At 74.0% G+C, this 21,471-nt stretch carries 20 protein-coding genes; 4 read left to right on the top strand and 16 right to left on the bottom strand.

Features of this window, described 5'->3' with window-relative positions; all coding sequences use genetic code 11:
- Window positions 1–308: 308 nt before the first annotated feature.
- The 3 genes from ACGF1Z_RS27850 to ACGF1Z_RS27840 form a co-directional block, all read right to left on the bottom strand.
- Window positions 309–884, bottom strand: a complete 576-nt coding sequence (locus ACGF1Z_RS27850; protein ID WP_393008622.1) for a histidine phosphatase family protein — start codon at window positions 882–884, stop codon at window positions 309–311.
- 69 nt (window positions 885–953) lie between these two features.
- The gene (locus ACGF1Z_RS27845) at window positions 954–1,406 is read right to left on the bottom strand and encodes a GNAT family N-acetyltransferase (RefSeq protein ID WP_393008620.1); all 453 of its coding nucleotides are present in this window, start codon (window positions 1,404–1,406) and stop codon (window positions 954–956) included.
- A gap of 123 nt (window positions 1,407–1,529) precedes the next feature.
- The gene (locus ACGF1Z_RS27840; protein ID WP_393008618.1) at window positions 1,530–3,266 is read right to left on the bottom strand and encodes a PLP-dependent aminotransferase family protein; all 1,737 of its coding nucleotides are present in this window, start codon (window positions 3,264–3,266) and stop codon (window positions 1,530–1,532) included.
- Here ACGF1Z_RS27840 and ACGF1Z_RS27835 point away from each other — a divergent pair.
- Window positions 3,148–3,987, top strand: coding sequence for a DMT family transporter (locus tag ACGF1Z_RS27835; RefSeq protein WP_393008936.1), 840 nt, complete (start codon window positions 3,148–3,150; stop codon window positions 3,985–3,987). The genes ACGF1Z_RS27840 and ACGF1Z_RS27835 overlap by 119 nt on opposite strands.
- Before the next feature lie 93 nt (window positions 3,988–4,080).
- The gene (locus ACGF1Z_RS27830) at window positions 4,081–4,284 is read left to right on the top strand and encodes a DUF1918 domain-containing protein (RefSeq protein WP_393008616.1); all 204 of its coding nucleotides are present in this window, start codon (window positions 4,081–4,083) and stop codon (window positions 4,282–4,284) included.
- 78 nt (window positions 4,285–4,362) lie between these two features.
- Here the strand turns inward: ACGF1Z_RS27830 and ACGF1Z_RS27825 are convergent, their stop codons facing one another.
- Window positions 4,363–5,655, bottom strand: a complete 1,293-nt coding sequence (locus ACGF1Z_RS27825) for a glycoside hydrolase family 10 protein (RefSeq protein ID WP_393008614.1) — start codon at window positions 5,653–5,655, stop codon at window positions 4,363–4,365.
- Window positions 5,656–5,825: 170 nt separating this feature from the next.
- On the opposite strand from ACGF1Z_RS27825, the gene ACGF1Z_RS27820 reads away from it, so the two are divergent.
- Complete coding sequence (locus ACGF1Z_RS27820; protein ID WP_393008612.1) at window positions 5,826–6,686, top strand: 3-hydroxybutyryl-CoA dehydrogenase; 861 nt, start codon at window positions 5,826–5,828, stop codon at window positions 6,684–6,686.
- A 98-nt stretch (window positions 6,687–6,784) separates the two neighbouring features.
- Here ACGF1Z_RS27820 and ACGF1Z_RS27815 read toward each other — a convergent pair whose 3' ends face one another.
- The 9 genes from ACGF1Z_RS27815 to infC all read right to left on the bottom strand — a co-directional run bounded on the left by ACGF1Z_RS27815 (window position 6,785) and on the right by infC (window position 17,260).
- Window positions 6,785–7,315: an NUDIX domain-containing protein gene (locus ACGF1Z_RS27815; protein WP_393008610.1), complete on the bottom strand. Its 531-nt coding sequence runs from the start codon at window positions 7,313–7,315 to the stop codon at window positions 6,785–6,787.
- Between the two features lie 289 nt (window positions 7,316–7,604).
- A complete protein-coding gene (locus tag ACGF1Z_RS27810; RefSeq protein ID WP_393008608.1) occupies window positions 7,605–8,945 on the bottom strand; it encodes a transcriptional regulator in 1,341 nt (446 codons plus the stop codon).
- A 641-nt stretch (window positions 8,946–9,586) separates the two neighbouring features.
- Window positions 9,587–12,118, bottom strand: a complete 2,532-nt coding sequence (gene pheT / locus ACGF1Z_RS27805; protein ID WP_393008606.1) for a phenylalanine--tRNA ligase subunit beta — start codon at window positions 12,116–12,118, stop codon at window positions 9,587–9,589.
- Window positions 12,118–13,260, bottom strand: a complete 1,143-nt coding sequence (gene pheS, locus ACGF1Z_RS27800) for a phenylalanine--tRNA ligase subunit alpha (RefSeq protein WP_393008604.1) — start codon at window positions 13,258–13,260, stop codon at window positions 12,118–12,120. Before pheS ends, pheT begins: the two co-directional genes overlap by 1 nt.
- A gap of 179 nt (window positions 13,261–13,439) precedes the next feature.
- On the bottom strand, window positions 13,440–14,696 hold the full coding sequence (locus ACGF1Z_RS27795) for an ATP-binding protein (protein WP_393008602.1): 1,257 nt from the start codon (window positions 14,694–14,696) through the stop codon (window positions 13,440–13,442).
- An 80-nt stretch (window positions 14,697–14,776) separates the two neighbouring features.
- Window positions 14,777–15,616 (bottom strand): TrmH family RNA methyltransferase, encoded by an 840-nt coding sequence (locus ACGF1Z_RS27790; RefSeq protein ID WP_393008600.1) that lies wholly within the window; start codon window positions 15,614–15,616, stop codon window positions 14,777–14,779.
- Window positions 15,617–15,731: 115 nt separating this feature from the next.
- Complete coding sequence (gene rplT, locus ACGF1Z_RS27785; RefSeq protein ID WP_225799578.1) at window positions 15,732–16,118, bottom strand: 50S ribosomal protein L20; 387 nt, start codon at window positions 16,116–16,118, stop codon at window positions 15,732–15,734.
- 106 nt (window positions 16,119–16,224) lie between these two features.
- A complete protein-coding gene (rpmI, locus tag ACGF1Z_RS27780) occupies window positions 16,225–16,419 on the bottom strand; it encodes a 50S ribosomal protein L35 (RefSeq protein ID WP_041128339.1) in 195 nt (64 codons plus the stop codon).
- A 124-nt stretch (window positions 16,420–16,543) separates the two neighbouring features.
- Complete coding sequence (gene infC, locus ACGF1Z_RS27775; protein ID WP_393008597.1) at window positions 16,544–17,260, bottom strand: translation initiation factor IF-3; 717 nt, start codon at window positions 17,258–17,260, stop codon at window positions 16,544–16,546.
- Between the two features lie 309 nt (window positions 17,261–17,569).
- On the opposite strand from infC, the gene ACGF1Z_RS27770 reads away from it, so the two are divergent.
- Window positions 17,570–17,947, top strand: a complete 378-nt coding sequence (locus ACGF1Z_RS27770; RefSeq protein WP_393008595.1) for a DUF1844 domain-containing protein — start codon at window positions 17,570–17,572, stop codon at window positions 17,945–17,947.
- Between the two features lie 266 nt (window positions 17,948–18,213).
- On the opposite strand, the gene ACGF1Z_RS27765 is transcribed toward ACGF1Z_RS27770, so the two are convergent.
- The 3 genes from ACGF1Z_RS27765 to ACGF1Z_RS27755 are packed head-to-tail and all read right to left on the bottom strand — an operon-like array spanning window position 18,214 to window position 21,404.
- The gene (locus tag ACGF1Z_RS27765; RefSeq protein ID WP_393008593.1) at window positions 18,214–18,948 is read right to left on the bottom strand and encodes an SseB family protein; all 735 of its coding nucleotides are present in this window, start codon (window positions 18,946–18,948) and stop codon (window positions 18,214–18,216) included.
- A gap of 24 nt (window positions 18,949–18,972) precedes the next feature.
- Window positions 18,973–20,136 carry a type VII secretion-associated serine protease mycosin gene (mycP, locus tag ACGF1Z_RS27760; RefSeq protein ID WP_393008591.1) on the bottom strand — a complete coding sequence of 388 codons (1,164 nt, stop codon included), beginning with the start codon at window positions 20,134–20,136 and terminating at the stop codon, window positions 18,973–18,975.
- Window positions 20,133–21,404, bottom strand: coding sequence for a hypothetical protein (locus tag ACGF1Z_RS27755; RefSeq protein ID WP_393008589.1), 1,272 nt, complete (start codon window positions 21,402–21,404; stop codon window positions 20,133–20,135). The genes mycP and ACGF1Z_RS27755 overlap by 4 nt, the downstream gene beginning before the upstream one ends.
- Window positions 21,405–21,471 lie beyond the last annotated feature (67 nt).

Here is a 21,471-nt window from a genome sequence, read left to right as displayed (position 1 = left end):
CCCCCAGGCTAGCCGGTCCCGGTGCGCGCACTCCGCCGCCCGGGCACGACGGAGGCGACCCGGCGCGGACGGGGACCGCCGGGAGCGGCGGACGCGGGGCGGTGGGCGGGCCACAGGAGCGGAGACCACGGCCCGGCGGACACGGGGCGGCGGGGCCGGACACGCGGGGCGGGGCGGGCACGTGGCCACCGAGGCGGAGACCACGATCCGGCGTGGGTCACGGCTCGCGGTGACCGCCGGGGCAGGGCCCCATGGGCGGCAGGGCCCCGGCCCGCCGGGCGGCACGGCCGCTCCAGCTCACGGCCGCGTCAGCTCACGGCTGCTGCCAGCTGGAGGTGCCACAGCCCCGGGCGCCCCGCGAGCGTGACCGTGGACAGGGGCCGGACGTCGACGTTCCAGTAGGTGGCGGGCGGCACCTTCAGCGCGTACACCAGCGCGGCACGGACGACGGCGGGTTCGGCGACGGCCACGATCTCGTCGGCCTCGGCCGGCCGCGTGTCCAGCCAGCCCCCGACCCGCGTGATGAACGAGAGAAGCGTTTCTCCACCGTGCGGGGCGCTCCACGGGTCGGACAGCCAGGCGTCGACGGCGGCCGGTTCGAGCGCGGCGACCTCGGCGAGCGTGAGCCCGCGCCAGCGCCCCATGTCGCAGTCGCGCAGGGCCGGCTGGGCGAGCGGGGCGTAGCCGAGCGCGGTTCCCGTGGCCCGGCTGCGGGGCGTCGGGGAGCAGTAGCGGAGCTCCGCCGCGCCGAGCGGGATCAGCCGGGGCGCGGCAAGCTGCACCTCGTACCAGCCGGCCTCGTCGAGCGGCCGGTCGTCGTCGAAGCGTTCGGCGAGCAGGGAGGAGCTGCGTGCCGCCGCGACCAGCGTGACCCGAAGACCCATGGCCGCGATCGTGAGGCCGGTGGCCCCGCGGGTCAAGAGGTCATTGCCCAGGTCAGGGGGCGGGCTCGGTCACTGCTGTCCGAGAGCCATCCACTTGTCCGGATTCTGCAGTGGCGTGAATCCGACCTTCTCGTACACGCCGTGCGCGTCGGCGGTGGCGAGCAGGATGCGGCGCAGCCCGTACGGCTCCAGGTGGTCGCGTACGGCGGCGACGAGGGCGGTGCCGAGGCCGGTGCCACGGGCCGGGCGGTCGACGTAGACGTCGCAGAGCCAGGCGAAGGTGGCGTAGTCGGTGACGATCCGCGCGTAGGCGGCCATCTCGCCGCTCTCGGTCGCGTAGGCGCCGAAGTTGAGCGAGCCGGCGATGGCCCGGTCCTGCTTCTCCCGAGGTCGGCCCATGGCCCAGTAGGTGTCGGTGGAGAGCCAGTGGTGGACGCGGGCGGCGTCGATCCGCGCGGGATCGGCTGAGATCTCGTACGTCCCGTGCATGACGGTGCCCTCCGAGGTGCTGGTGTCGGTCATGGCGGCAGGCTGTCAGGGCCGCCGTCCCATGTCAGGCGAATGTGCCCGGGGCGCGGACCGGGCGGAGCGCCGCGGAAGCCCGGCCGGCCGGCCGGCTCCCGCCGCCCCCGGGGCCCGGCGGGCTCAGCGGGTGATCTCGTCGACGGCCGTACGCAGCCTCCGCACCCCCTCGACGATCTCGGCCGCTCCGGCGACACCCGCGAAACTCAGCCGGATGTGCCCGGCCGGCGGCTCGGCGCAGAAGTAGGGCCGCCCGGGGGCGGCGGCGACGCCCGCGCGCAGGGCGGCGGGGAGCAGCTCGCTCTCGGAGAGGGTGTCGGGGAGCCGGAGCCAGAGGTGGTAGCCGCCGGACGGCACGTGCGGCACGGCGAACTCGGGCAGCCGCAGTCCGACGGCGCCGGCCATGGTGTCCCGCCGGTTCTTCAACTCCTGGGAAACGGAGCGCAGATGGCGCTTCCAGGCGGGCGCCCCGACGAGTTCGAGCGCGGTCTCCTGGAGCGGCCGGGGCACGAAGAAGCTGTCGACGACCTGGATGGCGCGGAGCCTTTCGAGGACGGGTCCGCGCGCGGCGAGGGCGCCGACCCGGAGGCTCGCCGAGGTGACCTTGGTGAGCGAGCAGACATGGACGACGACGCCGTCGGGGTCGTCGGCCGCGAGGGTGGGCGGCAGCGGGCCGGCGTCCTCGTGGACGAGCCTGCGGGCGAAGTCGTCCTCGACGACGAAGGCGCCCGCGGCGCGGGCGATCCGGACGACGGCGGCGCGCCGCTCGACGGAGAGCACGGCGCCGGTCGGGTTCTGGAACAGCGGCTGGCAGACCACGACCCGTGCCCCGGTGGCGCGGAAGGCGGCTTCGAGGAGGTCGGGACGGATGCCGTCGGCGTCGGTGGGGACCGGCACGGGACGCAGCCCGGCCGCACGCGCCACCGCGAGCATGCCGGGGTAGGTGGGGGACTCGACGAGTACGGGTGTGCCGGGCGCGGCGAGCGCGCGCAGCGCGGTGGTGATGGCGGACTGGCCGCCGGCGGTGACGAGGACCTCGGCGGCGGTCACGGTGCCGCCGATCTCGCGGGCGAACCACTCGCGCAGTTCGGGCAGTCCGTCGGCGGGCGGCCGGCCCCAGGCGCCGGGGCGGCGGCCGGCCCGGGCGAGGGCGGCGGCGAGGGCGCGTTCGGGCTGGAGGGCGGGATGGAGGTAGCCGCCGTTGAACTCGACGACGCCCGGCGGGGGCGCGGAGAGCGTGACGAGGACCCCGGAGGCGTCGACCGCGCGGGGCGCGAGCTCGCCGCCGGCGTCGGCGCTGAGCGCGAGCTCCTGCCAGGAGGTGTCGCCGGCGACGGGGGCGGCGGAGCGGGGCTCGGCGCGGTAGGCACCGGCGCCGGGGCGGGTGACGACGAGGCCCTCGGCGGCGAGCTGGGCGAGGGCGCGACTGACGGTGACCGGGGAGACGCGGTGGCGGTCGACCAGCGTGCGACTGGACGGCAGCTTCTCACCTGGCGAGTAGCGGTTCAGCTCGACCTTCAGGGATTTCACCAATTCGGCCACACTGCTACGCTCATTCATGAGAGCACAGAATAGCGCTACTACTCCGAACACGATAGCGGTCACCTCGCCCCGGGTGGCCGGAGCCGCGACGGCGGACCGTGTGGGGCCGGCCGGGACGGACGGGGTGGCGACCGCCGGGACGGGCGCCGCCGACGGCGCCCCGGCCGCCGTCACCCGGCGCACCCCGAGCAGCGGCACCCTGCTCGCCGCGCTCGGAGTGGTCGCCTTCTCGCTCACCTTCCCCTCCACCGTGTGGGGCCTGGAGAGCTTCGGCCCGTGGTCCCTGGTGGCCGTCCGCTCGGTCCTCGCCGCGCTCATCGCCGGCATCTTCCTGCTGGCGGGCCGGGTTCCGCTGCCGGACCGGCGGCACTGGGCGGGGCTCGCGGTCGTCGCGGGCGGCGTGGTCGTCGGCTTCCCGCTCCTGACCACCCTGGCCCTGCAGACCGCCACCACCTCGCACGCCGCGGTGGTCGTGGGTCTGCTGCCGCTGACCACGGCGACGTTCGCCGCGATCCGCACCGGCCGGCGCCCGTCCCGCGCGTTCTGGGCCGCGGCCGTCGCCGGAGCCGTCGTCGTACTCGCCTTCACGCTCCAGCAGAGCGGCGGGGCGCTGTCCACCGGCGACCTCTACCTCTTCGGCGCCCTGCTGGTCTGCGCCGCCGGCTACACCGAGGGCGGCCGGCTGGCGCGGCTGATGCCGGGCTGGCAGGTGATCGGCTGGGCCCTGGTGCTGTGTCTGCCGCTGATGGGCGTCGGAGCCGCCGTGGCCCTCGCCCACGAGCCGGTGCACGTCACCGCCCACGGGATCGCCGGGCTGGTCTGGGTGGCCGCCGGTTCCACGTTCTTCGGCCTCTACGTCTGGTACCGGGGCATGGCGGCCATCGGCATCCCGCGCGCGAGCCAGCTGCAGCTCGCCCAGCCGCTGCTGACCCTCGTCTGGTCGGTGACGGTGCTCGGCGAGGAGCTCGCGCCGGCCGCGCCGCTGGCGGCCGGGGCGGTGCTCGTCTGCATCGCGGTGACCCAGCGCGCGAGGAGCTGACGCGGGCCTTCGGCGCGACGCGTGGGACGACCCACGTCACAATGGCAGACGTAGACCCCGAGTAGGGCAAGCACAGCCGCGAGGAGGTCATCGATGCGTGCGTCCGAGGGCGACCAGCTGGTCGTGCACGGCCGTACGGTCGGCCACCACGACCGTACGGCCAAGGTCCTGAAGGTGCTGGGGGATGACGGCAACCCCCCGTTCCGCGTGAAGTTCGACGACGACGGCCACGAGGCCGTCGTGTCGCCGGGCCCCGACACCGTCGTCCGCCACCACGGGGAGACCGGGGGCGCCTGAATCCCCGGGCGCCGGGGGTCCACCCCCGACGCCCCTCCGCCTGAGGACGATCTCCGGGCCTGCCCGGCGGAACAGGCCCTATCCCTCCGCGACGGCGGCCGTGAGGGCGCCGAGCGGGTCCTTCGCGACCTCTCTGGCGGCGAAGTAGCAGTGCCCGCCGACGGTGGGATACGTCCGTGCCAGCGCGACGTGGCGGGCCAGCTCCCGCGGGTCCTGCCACGCCGCGGGCTGGGCGGGGTCGCCGACCTTGTAGAGGGCCTCGCCGAGGTAGAGCCGCACGCCGGTGCCGCGGACGGCCTCCGCCCACCAGGGCACGAGCCTGGCGTAGTCGACGGCGGGAAAGCCGATGTTCCAGTAGAGCTGCGGGACCACGTAGTCGATCCACCGCTCCCGGACCCAGCGGCGGGTGTCGGCGTACAGGTGGTCGTACGTCGCGAGCCCCCCGTGCGTGTCCGAGCCGGCGGGGTCGTCGGCGGCGTCGCGCCAGACCCCGAAGGGGCTGATGCCGAAGGCGACCTGCGGCTTGATCTCCTTGATCCGCGCCGCCGTCTCGGAGACGAGCAGATCCGTGTTGTGGCGCCGCCAGGCAGCCCGGTCCGGGAACCCGCCGCCGTACCGGCGGAACGCCGCGTCGTCGTCGAGCACCTGTCCGGCGACCGGGTAGGGGTAGAAGTAGTCGTCCCAGTGCAGGGCGTCGATGTCGTAGCGGCGTACGGCGTCGAGCATGGCGTCCTGGACGTGCCGCCGGACCTCGGGCAGGCCGGGGTTGTAGAGCAGCCTGCCGTCGTACGTGAGCGCCCACTCGGGGTGGCGCCGCACGGGATGGCCGGGCGCGAGCCGGCCGGGGTCGGCGTGGGAGGCGACACGGTACGGGTTGCACCAGGCGTGCAGCTCCAGCCCGCGGGCGTGCGCCTCGGTGACGGCGGTGCCGAGCGGATCCCAGCCGGGATCCCGGCCCTGGACGCCGGTGAGGCACGCGGCCCAGGGCTCGTACGGCGAGGGCCACAGGGCGTCGGCGGACGGCCGGATCTGCAGGACGACGGCGGTCATCCGGCGCCGGACCGCGAGGTCGAGCAGGGAGAGGAGCTCGGCGCGCTGCCCGGCTGCGGCGAGACCGGACCGGGACGGGAAGTCGCGGTTGCCGACGGTGGCGATCCACATGCCGCGGAAGGCGGCGGCATCCCGCCCAGCCGATGCGCTCCCGGCGGCGCCGGGCGCCGTGCCCCTCGTCCCGGCCCCTCCCGCTGACCCGCCTCTCGGCCCGGTTCCCTCCGTCCGCGTCCCTCCCGTCTCCGCCCCCGCCCTTCCTCCGGGTCCGAGCGTCGCGAGAGTCACCCCCGCCACGAACCCTCTTCTACCGATCGGCGGCATTTGTCACCCCTCGCTATCGGATACGTCACAGCTCCTGGGAGAGCATGCCCCGCTCAGAACGATCGATCATCCGCTCCGTCGGGAGTAACGTCGTGGGGTCGAGGCGGACGCACCGGAATCACACGGGCCCGCCGCCAGGAAACAGCGAAAGGCACGAGGTGACGGACTCCATGGCCGACATTGAGCGCATCGGAGTGGTGGGCTGCGGCCAGATGGGCGCGGGCATCGCGGAGGTGTGTGCCCGCAGCGGTCTCGAGGTGAAGGTCGCCGAGACCACCGGCGAGGCGCTGGAGATCGGCCGCACGCGGCTCTTCAACTCGCTCTCGAAGGCCGCCGAACGCGGCAAGATCAGCGAGGAGGAGCGCGACGCGACGCTGGCGCGGCTCAGCTTCACCACCGACCTGGGCGAGTTCGCCGACCGCGATCTCGTGATCGAGGCGGTCGTGGAGAACGAGCAGGTCAAGACCGAGATCTTCCAGGTGCTCGACCAGGTGATGACGCGCCCGGACGCCATCCTGGCCTCCAACACCTCCTCCATCCCGCTGGTGAAGCTGGCCGTGGCGACCTCCCGCCCCGACAACGTCATCGGCATCCACTTCTTCAACCCGGCGCCGGTGCAGAAGCTCGTCGAGCTGATCCCCGCCCTCACCACCTCCGAGGGCACGATCAGCCGCGCGCAGCTCTTCGCGGAGAAGACCCTCGGCAAGCACGCGATCCGTGCGCAGGACCGTTCGGGCTTCGTGGTGAACGCGCTGCTGGTGCCGTACCTGCTCTCCGCGATCCGGATGTTCGAGTCGGGCATCGCCAGCCGCGAGGACATCGACAACGGCATGGAGTTCGGCTGCGCCCACCCGATGGGGCCGCTGAAGCTGTCGGATCTGATCGGCCTGGACACGATCGCCTCGATCGCCGACTCGATGTACGCCGAGTACAAGGAGCCGCTGTACGCCGCTCCCCCGCTGCTGCAGCGGATGGTGGACGCGGGCCGGCTGGGCCGCAAGACGGGCTCGGGCTTCTACCTGTACCCCTGAGGACGTTTCTCCCCTGCCGCCGGACGGCCCGTACACCGCACAGGTACGGGCCGTCCGGCCTTTGGCGTCCGGCCTCCTGCGTCCCGGCGCCCCGTGCGTCACCCGAGCCGCAGGTGGCGCAGCATGAGCAGCCCCGCGGCCATGTTGGCGGCGGGAACCTCGCCGCGGGCGATCATGTCGGGGACGCACTTGAGCGGCACCCATTCCAGGCGTGAGGACTCGAAGGCGTCCTGGGGCGGTCCGGTCCAGGTCGCCTGTTCGCTCCAGTAGAGGTGGTGACGGGCGTCGGTCAGGCCGTTGGACGGCTCGACGGTGAGGAGCGGGCGCAGCGGGCCCGGGCGCCAGCCGGTCTCCTCCTCCATCTCGCGCGCCGCCGCGGCCTCGATGTCCTCGCCGTCCTCCACGACGCCGGCGGCCAGCTCCCAGCCCCAGCTGTCGGTGATGAAGCGATGGCGCCAGAGCAGCAGGACCTCGTCGGCGTCGTTGACGACGGTCGCGGCGGCGACGGGGCGGAGCCGGATCAGGTAGTGGTCGAGATGGCGGCCGTCGGGGAGTTCGACGTCCGCCAGGTTGACCCGGAACCAGCGGTTCTCATAGACGGGATGTTCACTTAATTTCGTCCACTGCACGTTTTTGCCACCTTCCGACTGGTCGGTGATTACTTGGTGGCAATATCGCAGCTACCCCACGGTCGCAAGGAAAAGCTCACGGGGGCACGCACAGCGCACCGTCGGCGGAGACCTCGCCACGGCGCGCACCGGTCCTCACCACGGCCCGACAGGACCCCGTACCGCCGGACGACGGCGCTCGGGCCGGCACGCACGCGTCCTCACCGCGGCACGCCAAGCGCCCCGCACCCCCGGGGCGGCGCGTCCCGGACCCGGCAGGCCCGCGACCTCGCACCGTCCACGCGGGCCCTCACAGCGGCACGCGCAGCGCACCGCCGATGAGCTCCGCGGCCGCGCGGGCCTCCCCTCCCCCGCTCGCCAGCAGCTGCTCCCGCACCAGCCGCAGCCGGTCCCGCAGCCGCCGCGACTCCATCCCGCGCGCCCGCTCCGTCATCTCCACGGCCGTCAGGGCGGCCCGGTCCGGTTCGCCCCCACGCAGCTCGATCTGGCAGAGCATCGCGAGCCGGTGCACCCGCCCGCGGTCGTGGGCCGGGGTCCCGACGGCCGCCTCCGCGTGCTCGTGGGCGGCGGCGATTTCCCCCAGACTGAGCAGGGCCTCGGCGACCTGGACGTTGACGAGGCCCGGCTGGACGTAGCCGGTCTCGGCGGGCTCGCTGCCGGGGCTGATCCGCTCCGCCTCCGCCTCGGCCCGCCGGATGCAGGCCAACGCCGAGCCACCATCGCCCAGGTGGGCGTACGCCTTCGCCTGCATGGCCGTCAGATCGGCGGCGAGCGCGGGGGTGATCTCGCGCCCCGCCGAGCGCAGTGCCGCCTCGGCGAAGGCCACCGCCTGCCGGTACTCCCCCATGAAGAGCGACTGGTTGACCAGCAGGGCGACCACGTAGGCGCCGAGTCCGCGGTCGCCGCTGGCCTTCGCGAGCCGGAGCGCCTGGTGGAAGTAGCGCTGGGCGAGCCCCTGGGCGTCGGAGTCGTACGCGCAGATGCCGGCCACCGCCACCAGACCGCCGACCGCCCGGTGCAGCCGGCGGCCGAGCGCGTCGCCGTAGGTGCCGCGCAGCAGCGGGGCGGACTCGGCGTTGAGGAAGCCGACGATCCGGGCGCGCGTGGCCAGGCCGCCGGCCCTGCGGTACATCTGCTCGTAGTGCGCGCGGGCGGCGCTCAGCATCACGACGTCGGCGGCCGAGACGGGGGTGCGGCCTTCGCGGGAGACGTCGACGTCCTCCGGCGGGTTCTCCCACTCCCACACGGGCATCACCGCCGGGGTCCCGGTCACCGCCTGGGCGTCGCGGATGTGGGGGCGCCGCTGCTCGTCGGAGCGCCAGAGGGCGGTGGCCCGCTCGACGAAGCCGGAGAGCGGGGTGCCGGGTGCGGGCAGGCCGGCCCCGGGCACGCCGAGGCCGATGTCGTCGAGCGTCACGGCGCGGCGCAGGCGCCCGGTCAGCACCTCGCAGATCAGGTCGGGCACCTGACCACGGGGCCGCTGCCCCTTCAGCCAGCGGGCGACGGCGGTGTGTTCGTAGCGCAGGGCGAGGCCCCGGGCCCGCCCCGCCTGGTTCACCCGGGAGGCGAGACCGGCGTGCGAGATGCCCGCTTCGTCGAGCAGGGCGTCGAGCAGGGTGTTGGGCTGCATGGGACCGCTCCGGTGCCGAGGGGGACTCAGACTACTGAGGGAGGGTTTCGCACGGGGTGTGAACGAAGTACTCGTTGTCCCCTTCCGCGCACGGTGTCGAAGTCACCCCGGTACGGGTTGACTTGGCTCCCTCGCCGAAGGGCGAGGACCGGGCCGCCGGCTCCCCCTCGTACAGTGCGGCCGCCCGGTCGGCGCGCCGCCCGCGCTGTTGATCTGCCCGACACTCCGTGGCAGCGCGGGCGGCGCCGGCCAGTCCCTGTCCCCGAGTGAGGGGAGGGCGTGGGCCGGGTACGGCGCAGCCCGGGTTCGGCGGGCTGCGCCGGAACCCGTATCCGGTCGTCGCGCACGACGAGGAGGCCGTCCACAGCGGTCGGCAGCCTTCGGCGGCCGACGCCCTGTCACCGAACATCCACGGCCCCTCCCGAGGCAGGCCGGCGCCCGGAGGCCCTGCGGCACACGGGCCCGCCCCTGTGACCGCGTCGATTCTCGCGGGCGGTGGGACAGGGGGGAACGTCCCCCGGAGAACTCACCCGAAGGAGTGAGCGGTCTCCGAGGGGCGTCCAGGGAACGGCGAGGGGCCCCGCCCCGGGTCGTCGCCCGGGGCGGGGCCCCTCGTGTCACGCGTGCCGCGTGGCGCCGGCTCAGGCGCCGCGGAGCACCGCGCCCGTGTGCTCCGCCGCCGCGGCGACCGCGGCGTCGCGGGCGGACGTGGCCTCCTCGACCGTCAGGGTGCGGTCGGGTGCGCGGAAGCGGAGGGCGTAGGCCAGGGACTTCTTGCCCTCCCCGATCTGGTCACCGGTGTAGACGTCGAACAGCCGGATGGACTCCAGGAGTTCACCCGCCCCGCCGGCCAGGTGGTACTCGACCACGGCGGACGGGACGTCCTTGTCGACGACCAGGGCGACGTCCTGGGTGGCGACCGGGAACGCGGAGATGCGCGGGGCCTTGAGGGGGCCCGAGCTCGCGCGCTCCAGGATGTCCAGGTCCAGTTCCATCGCGCAGGTGCGGGCCGGGAGGCCGAGCGCCTTGACCACGCGCGGGTGGAGCTCGCCGCCGTGACCCGCGAGGGTCTTCACGCCGTCGATCACCACGTGGAACGAGGCGCAGCGGCCCGGGTGCCACGGGGCGTGCTGGTCGGCGTCGATCAGCAGCTCCGCGCCGGACTCGGCGGCCACCAGGCGGGCGGCCTGGATGGCGTCGGCCCAGTCGGACGGACGCCCCTTGCCCCACCAGCCGGCCTGCTCGCGCGCGCCGGCGAGGACGACGGCCGCGCGGCGCGGCTGCGCGGGCAGCGCGGCGTTGACGCGGGCGATCTCCTCGTCGGACGGGCGCCCGTCGACGCCCAGGCGGACGGCCACACCCGGCTGGCCCTCGACGGGCCGGAAGACCAGGCCCGTCTCGAAGAGCGCCAGGTCGTGGCTGCCGCGGCCGTCGTTGCGGCGCAGCGCGCCGAGCAGGCCCGGCAGCAGCGTCGTACGGAGCGCGGGCTCCGCGTCGGAGAGCGGGTTGACCAGCTTCACGACCCGGCGGCGGGCGTCGTCCGCGTCCAGGCCGAGCTGGTCGAAGACCTGCTCGCCGATGAAGGGGTAGTTCAGCGCCTCGACGTAGCCGGCGCCGGCGAGCGTGCGGCCCACCCGGCGGTGGACGCGCTGGCGCTCGGTGAGGCCACGGCCCGCCGGGGGCTTGGGCAGCGTGGAGGGCAGGTTCTCGTAGCCCTCCAGCCGGATGACCTCCTCGGCCAGGTCGTTCGGCACGTAGAGGTCGGGCCGCCACGACGGGACGGTGACGACGAGCTCGTCCTGGCCGTAGACGTCGCAGCCGATCTCCTGGAGGCGGCGGACGACGGTCTCACGGCCGTAGTCGACGCCCGCGACCCGGTCGGGGTGGTTCGCCGGCATGGTGATCGAGTGGGGCGCGGACGGGGCGACGACCTCGGTGACGCCGACCTCGGCCGTGCCGCCCGCGAGCAGCACGAGCAGGTCGACCGTGCGCTGCGCGGCCGCGGCGGCGGCCTGCGGGTCGACACCGCGCTCGAAGCGCCGGGACGCCTCGGAGGACAGCTTGTGCCGGCGGGCCGTACGCGCGATCGAGATCGCGTCGAAGTGCGCGGCCTCGATGACGACCTCGGTGGTGCCGGTGACGACGCCGGTCTCCGGGTCGGTCACCGGGTCGGCGATCTCCGTGTCGGCGCCGCCCATGACACCCGCGATCCCGATGGGACCGCGGTTGTCGGTGATGACCAGGTCCCCGGAGTCGAGGACGCGCTTGGCACCGTCGAGCGTGGTGATCTTCTCGCCCTCGGCGGCACGGCGGACCCCGATGGGGCCGTCGATGCGGCTGCGGTCGTAGGCGTGCAGCGGCTGCCCGAGTTCGAGCATCACGTAGTTGGTGACGTCGACCGCGAGCGAGATCGGGCGCATGCCGACCTTCTGGAGACGGCGCTGCAGCCAGATCGGGGAGCGGGCCTCGGGGTCGAGACCGACGACCGTGCGGGCCGTGAACCGGTCGCAGCCCATCGGGTCGGCGATCCGGACCGGGTAGCCGTACGCGTTCGGCGCGGGCACGTCGAGCAGCGCCGGGTCGCGCAGCGGCAGGCCGTACGCGATGGCGGTCTCGCGGGCGACGCCGCGCAGGGAGAGGCAGTAGCCGCGGTCCGGGGTGACGGCGATGTCGAGGACCTCGTCGTACAGCTCCAGGAGGACGGTGGCGTCGATGCCGACCTCGTGCTCCGGCGGCAGCACGATGATGCCGTGCGTGCCGTCGTCGCCCATGCCGAGCTCGTCGCCGGAGCAGATCATGCCCCGGGAGACGCGGCCGTAGGTCTTGCGCTCGGCGATGCGGAAGTCGCCGGGCAGCACGGCGCCGGGCAGGGCCACGACGACCTTGTCGCCCTCGGCGAAGTTCCGGGCGCCACAGATGATCTCCTGGGGCTCGCCGGTGCCGTTGGCCTGGCCGACGTCGACGGTGCAGAAGCGGATCGGCTTCTTGAACTCCGTCAGCTCCTCGATCGTGAGGACCTTGCCGACCACCAGCGGGCCCGTGAGGCCCGCGCCGAGCTGCTCGACGGTCTCGACCTCGAGTCCTGCCGAAATGAGCTTGGCCTGCACGTCACGGCCGGTCTCCGTCGCCGGCAGGTCGACGTACTCCCGCAGCCAGGAAAGCGGGACCCGCATCAGATCTCCATCCCGAACGGCCGGGTGAACCGGACGTCACCCTCGACCATGTCTCGCATGTCTTCGACGTTGTGGCGGAACATCAGCATCCGCTCGATGCCGAACCCGAAGGCGAATCCGCTGTACTTCTCGGGGTCCACACCGCAGGCGACGAGCACCTTCGGGTTGACCATGCCGCAGCCGCCGAGCTCGATCCAGCCCTCGCTGCCGCAGGTGCGGCACGGGCGGTCGGGGTTGCCGACGGACTCGCCGCGGCAGACGTAGCAGAGCATGTCCATCTCGGCGGACGGCTCGGTGAAGGGGAAGAAGTTCGGGCGGAGCCGGGTCTTCATGTCGGGTCCGAAGAGCGCCTGGACCATGTGGTCCAGGGTGCCCTTGAGGTCCGCCATCGTCAGGCCCTCGTCGACGGCCAGCAGCTCGATCTGGTGGAAGACCGGGGTGTGGGTCGCGTCGAGCTCGTCGGTGCGGTAGACGCGGCCGGGGCACACCACGTAGACCGGGGGTTCCCGGTCGATGAGCGTGCGGGCCTGCACCGGCGAGGTGTGCGTCCGCAGCACGACACCGGACTCGTCGCCCGTGGTGACGGCCGTTCCGTCCGGGGTGGTTCCCTGGACGAAGAAGGTGTCCTGCATCTGGCGCGCCGGGTGGTCCGGCACGAAGTTCAGGGCGTCGAAGTTGAACCACTCGGCCTCGACCTCGGGGCCCTCGGCGACCTCGTAGCCCATCGACACGAAGACGTCGGCGACGCGCTCCATGAAGGTGGTCAGCGGGTGGCGGGCACCGGCCGGGATCCGGTCGTACGGCAGGGTGACGTCGACGGCCTCCTCGACGAGGACGCGCGCGTCGCGCTCGGCCTCCAGCTCGGCCTGGCGGGCGGCCAGTGCCTTGGAGACGGCGCCGCGGGCCTGACCCACGAGCTTGCCGGCAGCGGCCTTGGCCTGCGGGGGCAGGGCGCCGATCTCGCGGTTGGCGAGCGCCAGCGGCGAGGTGCCGCCGGTGTGCGCGGTCTTCGCGTGGGCGAGCGCGTCGAGGTCGCCTGCGGCGGCGAAGGCGGCGAGCGCCTCGTCCCGCATGCGCTCGATCTCTTCCGGTTTCAAGGCCTCGACCTCGACCGGGTCGTACGACTTATTGGGTGCCGACATCTCTTCCCGTGCTTCCGTTGGCTGGCTGGGCGGCCCCGCTCGACGTCAAGGGCGCAAACGTGCCAAAGGACGAGTCTAACGGGGTCGTGGGACGCGTTTGAGCCCGTGGGCGGCCCGAGCGGCTCCTGACCTCGTGCGGTCTCGTCAGTCGAGACGGGGAGGAGACGTCGCGGGTGACGTCAGAGGAGGTGTGCCGGGGTGCCGACGGGCAGCATAAATCGGAACTCGGCCCCGCCGCGGGGACCGCGTCCGACGGTGATCGTGCCGCCGTGGGCCTCGACGACGCCTTTGACGATGTAGAGGCCCAGGCCGGTGCCGCCGCGCTTGCTGCCCCGCCAGAAGCGGGTGAAGACACGGCCCATCGACTCCTCGGGGATACCGGGGCCTTCGTCGCTCACGGTGACCTCCGTCCCCTTCTCTCCGTCGGTGGTGGCCGTGGTGGGTGCCACCTCGATGGTGACGGTTCCCTCGCCGTGGCGCACCGCATTTTCGAGGAGGTTGCCGAGGATCTGGTCGATCTTGTCGGGGTCGGCCCACAGCTCGGGCAGGCCGGGCCTGACCCGGACGAAGAATCGGTCCGGGGACTGGCCGCCGGTGGTGTGCGCGTGGACGTGCCGGCCGACGGCGGCGGCGATGTCGACGGGCTGGCGGCGCACCTCCAGGCGGCCGGAGTCGATCCGTGAGATGTCGAGGAGTTCGGCGATGAGGCGCTTGATGCGGCCGGCGTCGGCGTCGACGGTCTCCAGCATCAGCCGCTTCTGGTCGTCCGTGAAGCGCTCCCACTTGTCGAGGAGGGTGGCGGTGAAGCCCTTCACGGAGGTGAGCGGCGAGCGGAGCTCGTGCGCGACGGTCGCGATGAGCTCGGCGTGGCTGCGCTCGGTGCGGCGCCGGGCCTCGGTGCCGCGCAGCGAGACGACGACCCGCCGCACCGGTCCGGTGGGGCGGGCGCGGACGTAACGGGCGGAGACGAGCACCTCGCGCCCGCCGGGCAGCAGGAGATTCCGCTCGGGCTGGCCCCGGCGGGTGGCGAGCCCGCCGTACGGGTCGGTGAGCGGCCACCAGCGGCGGCCCTTGAGGTCCTCCAGGGGCAGCGCCTCGTCGAGGAGCCGGCCGAGCGCGGCGGCGGGCGGTACGGCGGTGATCCGGGCGGCGGCGGCGTTGAAGCAGATGATCCGGCCGGTCTCGTCGGCGACGACGAGACCGTCGGGCAGTTCGTCGGGATCGATGCCGAGGCCGTCGCCCGGAGCGGGCCCGGCCGCGGGGCCGGTTCCGGTGGGCGCGGGTGTTCCGGAGCCGTCGGTCCCGGGCGGCGCGGGCGCCTGCTCCGTCACGCGGGAGGGTTCCGGCGTGGCGGCCTGCGCCGCCGTGCGCGGCGGTTCCGGCTCATGGGTCCCGGTGCTCCGTGCCTGTGCGGGACTGCCCGTGCCGACCGTCATCCCCGTAATCCCACCCCTCCGTGTACCGCAGTGGGCCCGAGTGCGTCACCCTACTAGGCGCGGGGGGCCCGGTGGAGTCCTCAGGCGGTGGTTCGGGGGCGTTGGGCGCGCGCGGAGGCGTACAGGCACACGGCGGCGGCGGTCGCGAGGTTGAGGCTCTCGGCCTTGCCGTGGATCGGGACGCGGACGACGGCGTCGGCGAGCGCCCGGGTCTCCTCGGGCAGCCCCCAGGCCTCGTTGCCGAAGACCCAGGCGGTGGGGCCGCCCATGGTGCCCGCGTCCAGCTCGGCGTCGAGGTCGTCGTCACCGGCGCCGTCCGCGGCGAGGATGCGCACGCCGGCGGCTTTGAGGCCCGCGACGGCCTGCTCGACCGGGACGCCGACGGCGACCGGGAGGTGGAAGAGGGAGCCGACGGACGCGCGGACGGACTTGGGGTTGTACAGGTCGACGGAGGCGTCGGTGAGGATCACGGCGTCGGCGCCGGCCGCGTCGGCACAGCGCAGCACGGTGCCGGCGTTTCCGGGGTCGCGGACGTGGGCGAGGACGGCGACCAGCTTGGGCCGGGCGGCGATGATCTCCTCGAACGGGGAGTCGAGGAAGCGGCAGACGCCCACGAGGCCCTGCGGGGTGACGGTCTGGGAGACCTCGGCGAGGACGGCGTCGGAGGCATGGTGGACGCGGGCGCCGGCGGCGCGGGCGGCGTCGACGATGGTGTCGTAGCGCTCGGCGGCCTCGACGGTCGTGAAGAGCTCGACGAGGGTGGGCTCACCGGTGCTGCCCCGGTGGTGCACGGCCTCACGGACGGCCTGCGGGCCCTCGGCGATGAAGAGGCGGTCCTTGCCCCGGAAGTTGCGCTTGGCGAGCCGCCGGGCGGCGACGACGCGCGGCGAACGCGGGGAGATCAGCTCGGGGGTGGACATGTGCCTGCGGCTCTCTGACTCGTGGACGGCAGCGGTGGGGCGAGGGGGCGCTCAACGCGCCGGACCCGCAGGCGCGAGGCCTGCGGGTCCGGCAGAAGTACTGCGGCCTGGAAGATCAGGCGGCGGCCTTCGGGGCGTTGACGTCGGCCGGGAGGGCCTTCTGCGCGACCTCGACCAGCGCGGCGAACGCGTTGGAGTCGTTGACGGCCAGCTCGGCGAGAATCTTGCGGTCCACCTCGATGTTGGCGGCCTTCAGACCCTGGATGAGGCGGTTGTACGTCATGCCGTTCAGACGGGCGGCAGCGTTGATGCGCTGGATCCACAGCTGACGGAAGTCGCCCTTGCGCTTCTTGCGGTCGTTGTAGTTGTAGACCAGCGAGTGGGTGACCTGCTCCTTGGCCTTGCGGTAGAGGCGCGAACGCTGACCGCGGTAGCCGGAAGCCTGCTCGAGGATCGCCCGGCGCTTCTTGTGGGCGTTGACTGCCCGCTTGACGCGTGCCACTTCTTAACTCCTTGTAGCGGGGTCGTGGTGGTCCTCACACGACCCGGAAAACGGATGGGTCCCGGACGGTGCCGGATGCCCTCGTCGCCGAGGGCGGGAGATCAGATCAGATGCCCAGCATCTTCTTGATCTTGGCGGAGTCACCCGGGGCCATCTCGGCGTTGCCGGTGAGGCGACGCGTCAGCTTGGACGACTTGTGCTCGAGCAGGTGGCGCTTGCCGGCGCGCTCGCGCAGGATCTTGCCGGAGCCGGTGACCTTGAAGCGCTTCTTGGCACCGGAGTGCGTCTTGTTCTTCGGCATAGCGCCGTTATCTCCTCGTCAGTGGCGCTCCCCCGGTGCGGGCACCGGACAACCGGGAGCGTCAGTTCTTCGTTTGGTGGTTCCGGGCGGAACCCCGGGGCTGTCCGGAGACAGCCCCACGGGATCACGCCTCGGCGTTCTCGGCCGACGTGTCGGCCGAAGCCTGCTCGGCCGGGGCCTCCTCGGCGGCAGGCTCGTCGGCCTCGGCCACCTCGGACGAACCGCCCTGGCGCTCGGCCTTGCGCGCGGCCTGGGCCTCGCGAGCCTCGGCCATGGCCTCGGTCTTCTTCTTGTGAGGACCGAGAACCATGATCATGTTCCGGCCGTCCTGCTTCGGGTTGGACTCGATGAAGCCAAGCTCCTGAACGTCCTCCGCGAGGCGCTGCAGCAGTCGGTAACCGAGCTCCGGCCGGGACTGCTCACGACCACGGAACATGATCGTGATCTTGACCTTGTCACCCTGCTTGAGGAACCGGACGACGTGACCCTTCTTGGTGTCATAGTCGTGCGGGTCGATCTTCGGCCGGAGCTTCATCTCCTTGATGACCGTGTGCGCCTGGTTCTTGCGCGCCTCACGGGCCTTCATGGCCGACTCGTACTTGAACTTCCCGTAGTCCATGAGCTTGCACACGGGCGGACGGGCGTTCGCCGCGACCTCAACCAGATCGAGGTCGTACTCCTGTGCGAGCTCCAGGGCCTTGGCAAGGGGGACGATGCCCACCTGCTCGCCGCTGGGGCCGACAAGACGCACCTCGGGAACGCGAATCCGCTCGTTGATGCGGGGCTCGGCGCTGATGGATCCTCCTCGGTTGCACCACGCGACCGCCTGGCGGACGGACACGTCACGGTAAGACTGTTGAGACCAACCGAGCGGGAACAAGAAAAATGCCCCGACGGGACACAGGCGGGGCTCCAAGGAAAACCGGAGCACCGCCGCGGTCAACCGCGGGGCGCGCATCGGGCGGCTCCATCGTCCGTACGGAACGATGGGGACCGCCTGACCGGTGACCCGCCACCCCGAGGGGTGGCCAGGTGGGAAGTCGGAGCCTCCACTTGTGGGCCGGGCACGCACGTGTCCGGCCGGTCGTTACACCAGGTTAGCAGGACCCGCCGGTCGGCGCGAACCGTCGGTCCGCTTATCGTGTGAGGCATGAGCGAGACGCCCCAGCACGAGTCCACCGACACCTCCGACAACCCCGACTTCGAGGCCATGACCCGCGACATCGCCGAGGTCCCCGCGGTCGAGGTGATCGTGACGGTCGCGGTCAACCTGATGAGCGCCGCGGCGGTGAAGCTCGGCCTCACCGAGGAGGGCGACGAGCACAAGGACCTCGACGAGGCGCGCAAGCTGATCCACGCCCTCGCCGGCCTGCTCGACGCGGGCGCGACGGAGATCTCCTCCTTCCACGCGGCCCCGCTGCGCGACGGCCTGAAGTCCCTCCAGCTCGCCTTCCGCGAGGCCTCCTTCGTCCCGGACGAGCCGGGCCAGGGCCCGGGCGAGAAGTACACGGGGCCGGTGTACGGGTAGCAGGGTCTCCGCCCCGGGGTCTCCGCCCCGGCCGTCGGGACGACGGGGGTACGGGGGTCGCCCCCCGGGAGACCGCAGCTACGGGGCCGGGGTACGGATAGCAGGGTCTCCGCCCCGGGGTCTCCGCCCCGGCCGTCGGGGCGACGGGGGTACGGGGGCGCCCCCCGGGAGACCGCAGCCACGGGGCCGGTGTACGGGTAGCAGGGTCTCCGCTCCGGCCCGTCGGGACGACGGGGGTACAGGGGTAGCCCCGGGCGGGGTACGGGTCAGTTCTTTACGTAGAAGGGCTCGCCGGGAGGCGTGGCCGCGGCCGGCAGGAGTGCCAGGTCGAGGCCGCGCACCAGGCGGGCCCTCAGTGTTTCGTCGGCGGCCAGGGCACGGGCCACGCGCTGGGCGGCCTCCGCCGGGGCGGCGTCGTCGGCGAGGACCAGCGCCAGGGTGCCGTCGGCTGCGCCGGGGCCCAGGTGGGCGCGCAGGACGGCCGGCTCGGCGGCGACGGCGGCGCGGACCGCGTCCCGTACCGCAGGGTCGTCCAGGGGGTCCGTACTCGTGCGGCCCTCGGCGAGGGCGAGCAGCGCGGAGCCGGTCACCTGGTAGGGCACCGGGCCCGCCAGGTCTAGCACCAGGGTGTCGGCCTTCTCGTGGGCGAGGGCCGCGAGCGCCTGGTGCAGCGGCACGGCGACCGGCCGGGCGGCCGGGTCCCACAGGGCGAGCGAGGCGATCGAGGTGAACGCGGGCAGCGCCCGCCGGTCCCCCGCGGTCAGCGTGGGCACCGCCATGTCGCTCGACTTCTCCTGCTTGAGTCCCGTCACGGGGTCCACCTCGACCTCGCCGAGGACGGCGACGACCGGGACCAGGAGCCGGGCTCCGCGCAGGGCCTCGAGGACGGGACCGTGGGCGGTTCTGTCCTCCGCCCAGGCCGCCAGGGCCGCGGCGAGCCGCGGGTCGGCGGTGCCGTCGTCGTCGGAGAAACCGGGGTCGGGGATGTTCTTGAGCGCCACGCCCCGAGCCTAACCGCCGGGGGTTCAGCGGCTTCGGCTGCCCCGCCAGAGGGCGACCGCGGCGGCCAGGAAGAGGACGCCGACGCCGCCGGCGAGGGGGGCGAGCAGTCCGACGGGGTGGCTCTCCTCGGGCGCGGCCTGCGGGCCCGGGCCGAAGTACCGGCCCCGGAAGCCGGCCACGGCGGTCTTCGGGTCGGCGGCCTTCAGCGCCCCGCCCGCCTCGATCGCGGCGGCCGGGTCGACCGTGCCGTATCCCTTCTCGTCGCTGCGCCCGCCCTTGGGACGGCTGCGGGCGGTGTCGACGAGGAGGCGCTTGATCTGGCCGGGGGTCAGGTCGGGGTGGGCGGAGCGGACCAGGGCCACGGCGCCGGAGACGAACGCGGCGGCGGCGCTGGTGCCCCAGCCCTCGTAGTAGCGCCGGTCCGGGTCGGCGATGACGATGTCGACGCCGGGCGCGCTGACCGTGGCGTACCAGCGGCTGGTGGAGAAGGAGGCGTGGGTGCCCCAGCGGTCGACGGCGGCGACGGCGATGACGCCGGGGTAGGCGGCGGGGAAGGAGATGTGGTCGCCCTTCTCGCCGCCGTTGCCGGCGGAGGCGACGACGGCGACGCCCTTGGAGAGGGCGTACTGGACGGCGGCGTCCTCACCGGCGTCGGGGTGGGCCGACTCGGAGTCGTCGCCGAGGGAGAGGTTGATGACGTCGGCGCCGTGGTCGGTGGCCCAGCGGATGCCCTCGGCGAGGGCGGTGCCACGGGTCTTGCGGGCCTTGTCGCGCAGCTTGTCGGTGCCTTCGAGAATCACGCGCACCGGCAGGATGCGGACCTCGGGGGCGACGCCGAGGACGCCGTCCTGGGCGTCGGGTCCGTGGCCGTGACCGGCGATGATCCCGGCCATCGCGGTGCCGTGGCGGGCCCAGGCGCGGTCCCCGCTGGAGGCGCCGAAGCCGACCAGGTCGGTGCCGGGCAGAACGGATCCGGCGAGGTCGGGGTGGGTGGCGTCGACGCCGGTGTCGAGGACGGCGACGGTGACGCCCTCGCCGCGGGTGGTCTGCCAGGCCCTGCCGGTGTGCAGGGCGTCGAGGCCCCACTGGCGGGCGCGGATGGTGTCGGCGTACGCGGGCGAGGCCGTCGCGGGGAGGACGGCGAAGGCGGCGGCGAGCAGGGCGGCGGCGGTACGGCGCGGGGTCACCGCTGGTCCTCCTCGACGGTGCCGGCGACGGTGCGGCGCAGGGTGCGCTCGACGGCGTCCGCGACGCCCTTCGCCTCGTGGCCGAGGCCTGCCTGGGCGACGGCGGTGGTCCGCTTGGGCGTCATGGCGCGCTCCGCCGGCTCGGGTTCGGCGACGGCGCGGCCGTCGGCGAAGCCGGACACGGCGGTCACGACGACGGGCAGGTCGGTCAGGACGTGCCGCCACCAGCTGGCCCGCTGCGGGGGGCCGAAGCCGGCGGCGACCGTGCCCGGGGCCGCCAGGGCGGGCGGCGCCTCGTCGGCGGCGCGGGAGCCGAGGGTGCGCATGGTGGCCGGGTCGGCCTGGGTGAAGACGAGGGCGACGGTGACGACGTGCGAGGAGGTCGCGTCGGTGTAGGTGGCGCGCAGGACGCGGTCGCAGCCGATGGTGGCGAGGGTCGTGTTCAGGGCCTTGGGCAGGGTGGTGGCGGTGCAGGGGGCGTCGGGCGCGACGACGATCCGGGTCCAGGTGCGGGCGGAGCCGCCGGGGCCGGCGGACGCGCCGGTGAGGGTGCGCGGGAAGAGGGTGTCGACGGGCGCGTTGTGCCAGAGCGCGCGGGCCTGGGTGTAGCCGGCCGGCTCGGCGGGCTCCCCCGCGCCGCTGCCGGCGAGGACGGCGCCGGTGAGCGCCCCGCCGACCAGCCCGAGCGCGAGCACGGCGCAGGCCACGGCACCCGCGAGCCGCGCGGTGCCGCGCTCCCGGACGGGCCGCAGCCGGGTGGTGGTCTCGAAGGGGGTCTCCGCGGAGAGGGCCCAGGCGTCGTGGACGTGGCCCGGGGTGACGTGCGCGCCCGCGGGCGGGGCGGGACGGGGATCCGCGGCGGGCCGGTAGGCGGGTGCGGGCCCGGCGGCCGGGGCGGGACGGCCGGCGCGTACCTGTCCGGCGGGCGGGGACGGGCGGTCGTCGCGGACGGGACGGAGCCGGGTGGTGGTCTCGACGGGGGCCTCGGCGCCGGGGGACGGCTGCTCGGGCGGCAACGGCTGCGCGCCGGGGCGCACCGCCGGAGGCGCCGCGGGGCGCTCGGGTGGGGTCGCGGCGGGGGGCACCGGCGGGGTCGCGGCGGGGCGCTCGGCGGGCAGCAGGGCCTCGGTGATGCGGGAGACGGGGCGCTCGGCGGCCCGGGGCGCGGGCGGGGCCGTGGCCAGCGGTGTCGCGGGGGGTGCGGGGCGCTCCTGCGGGAGGAGGGCCTCCGTGATGCGGGACGCGGGCCGCTGCGGCTCGGTGCTCATCCCCGTCCCCCTGGTCGATCCGCGAAAGCGATGGCGGCCACTCTACGGGCTGTTCCCGCGGGCGCGG

The organism is Streptomyces sp. NPDC048018 (genome assembly GCF_043202995.1).
Taxonomy (GTDB): domain Bacteria; phylum Actinomycetota; class Actinomycetes; order Streptomycetales; family Streptomycetaceae; genus Streptomyces.
The sequence above is the reverse complement of the archived record's forward strand: the minus strand, read 5'-3'. Positions and strand labels throughout refer to the sequence as shown.

Excerpts from the sequence above, each read along its gene's own strand:
- rpmI (WP_041128339.1), bottom strand. The coding sequence starts at position 16,419 with ATGCCGAAGAACAAGACGCACTCCGGTGCCAAGAAGCGCTTCAAGGTC.
- ACGF1Z_RS27810 (WP_393008608.1), bottom strand. The coding sequence starts at position 8,945 with ATGCAGCCCAACACCCTGCTCGACGCCCTGCTCGACGAAGCGGGCATC.
- ACGF1Z_RS27820 (WP_393008612.1), top strand. The coding sequence starts at position 5,826 with ATGGCCGACATTGAGCGCATCGGAGTGGTGGGCTGCGGCCAGATGGGC.
- ACGF1Z_RS27795 (WP_393008602.1), bottom strand. The coding sequence starts at position 14,696 with ATGACGGTCGGCACGGGCAGTCCCGCACAGGCACGGAGCACCGGGACC.
- pheT (WP_393008606.1), bottom strand. The coding sequence starts at position 12,118 with ATGCGGGTCCCGCTTTCCTGGCTGCGGGAGTACGTCGACCTGCCGGCG.
- ACGF1Z_RS27850 (WP_393008622.1), bottom strand. The coding sequence starts at position 884 with ATGGGTCTTCGGGTCACGCTGGTCGCGGCGGCACGCAGCTCCTCCCTG.
- ACGF1Z_RS27755 (WP_393008589.1), bottom strand. The coding sequence starts at position 21,404 with ATGAGCACCGAGCCGCAGCGGCCCGCGTCCCGCATCACGGAGGCCCTC.
- ACGF1Z_RS27840 (WP_393008618.1), bottom strand. The coding sequence starts at position 3,266 with ATGAGCGCGGCGAGGACCGAGCGGACGGCCACCAGGGACCACGGGCCG.
- ACGF1Z_RS27790 (WP_393008600.1), bottom strand. The coding sequence starts at position 15,616 with ATGTCCACCCCCGAGCTGATCTCCCCGCGTTCGCCGCGCGTCGTCGCC.
- ACGF1Z_RS27770 (WP_393008595.1), top strand. The coding sequence starts at position 17,570 with ATGAGCGAGACGCCCCAGCACGAGTCCACCGACACCTCCGACAACCCC.
- ACGF1Z_RS27825 (WP_393008614.1), bottom strand. The coding sequence starts at position 5,655 with ATGCCGCCGATCGGTAGAAGAGGGTTCGTGGCGGGGGTGACTCTCGCG.
- pheS (WP_393008604.1), bottom strand. The coding sequence starts at position 13,260 with ATGTCGGCACCCAATAAGTCGTACGACCCGGTCGAGGTCGAGGCCTTG.
- ACGF1Z_RS27830 (WP_393008616.1), top strand. The coding sequence starts at position 4,081 with ATGCGTGCGTCCGAGGGCGACCAGCTGGTCGTGCACGGCCGTACGGTC.
- ACGF1Z_RS27845 (WP_393008620.1), bottom strand. The coding sequence starts at position 1,406 with ATGACCGACACCAGCACCTCGGAGGGCACCGTCATGCACGGGACGTAC.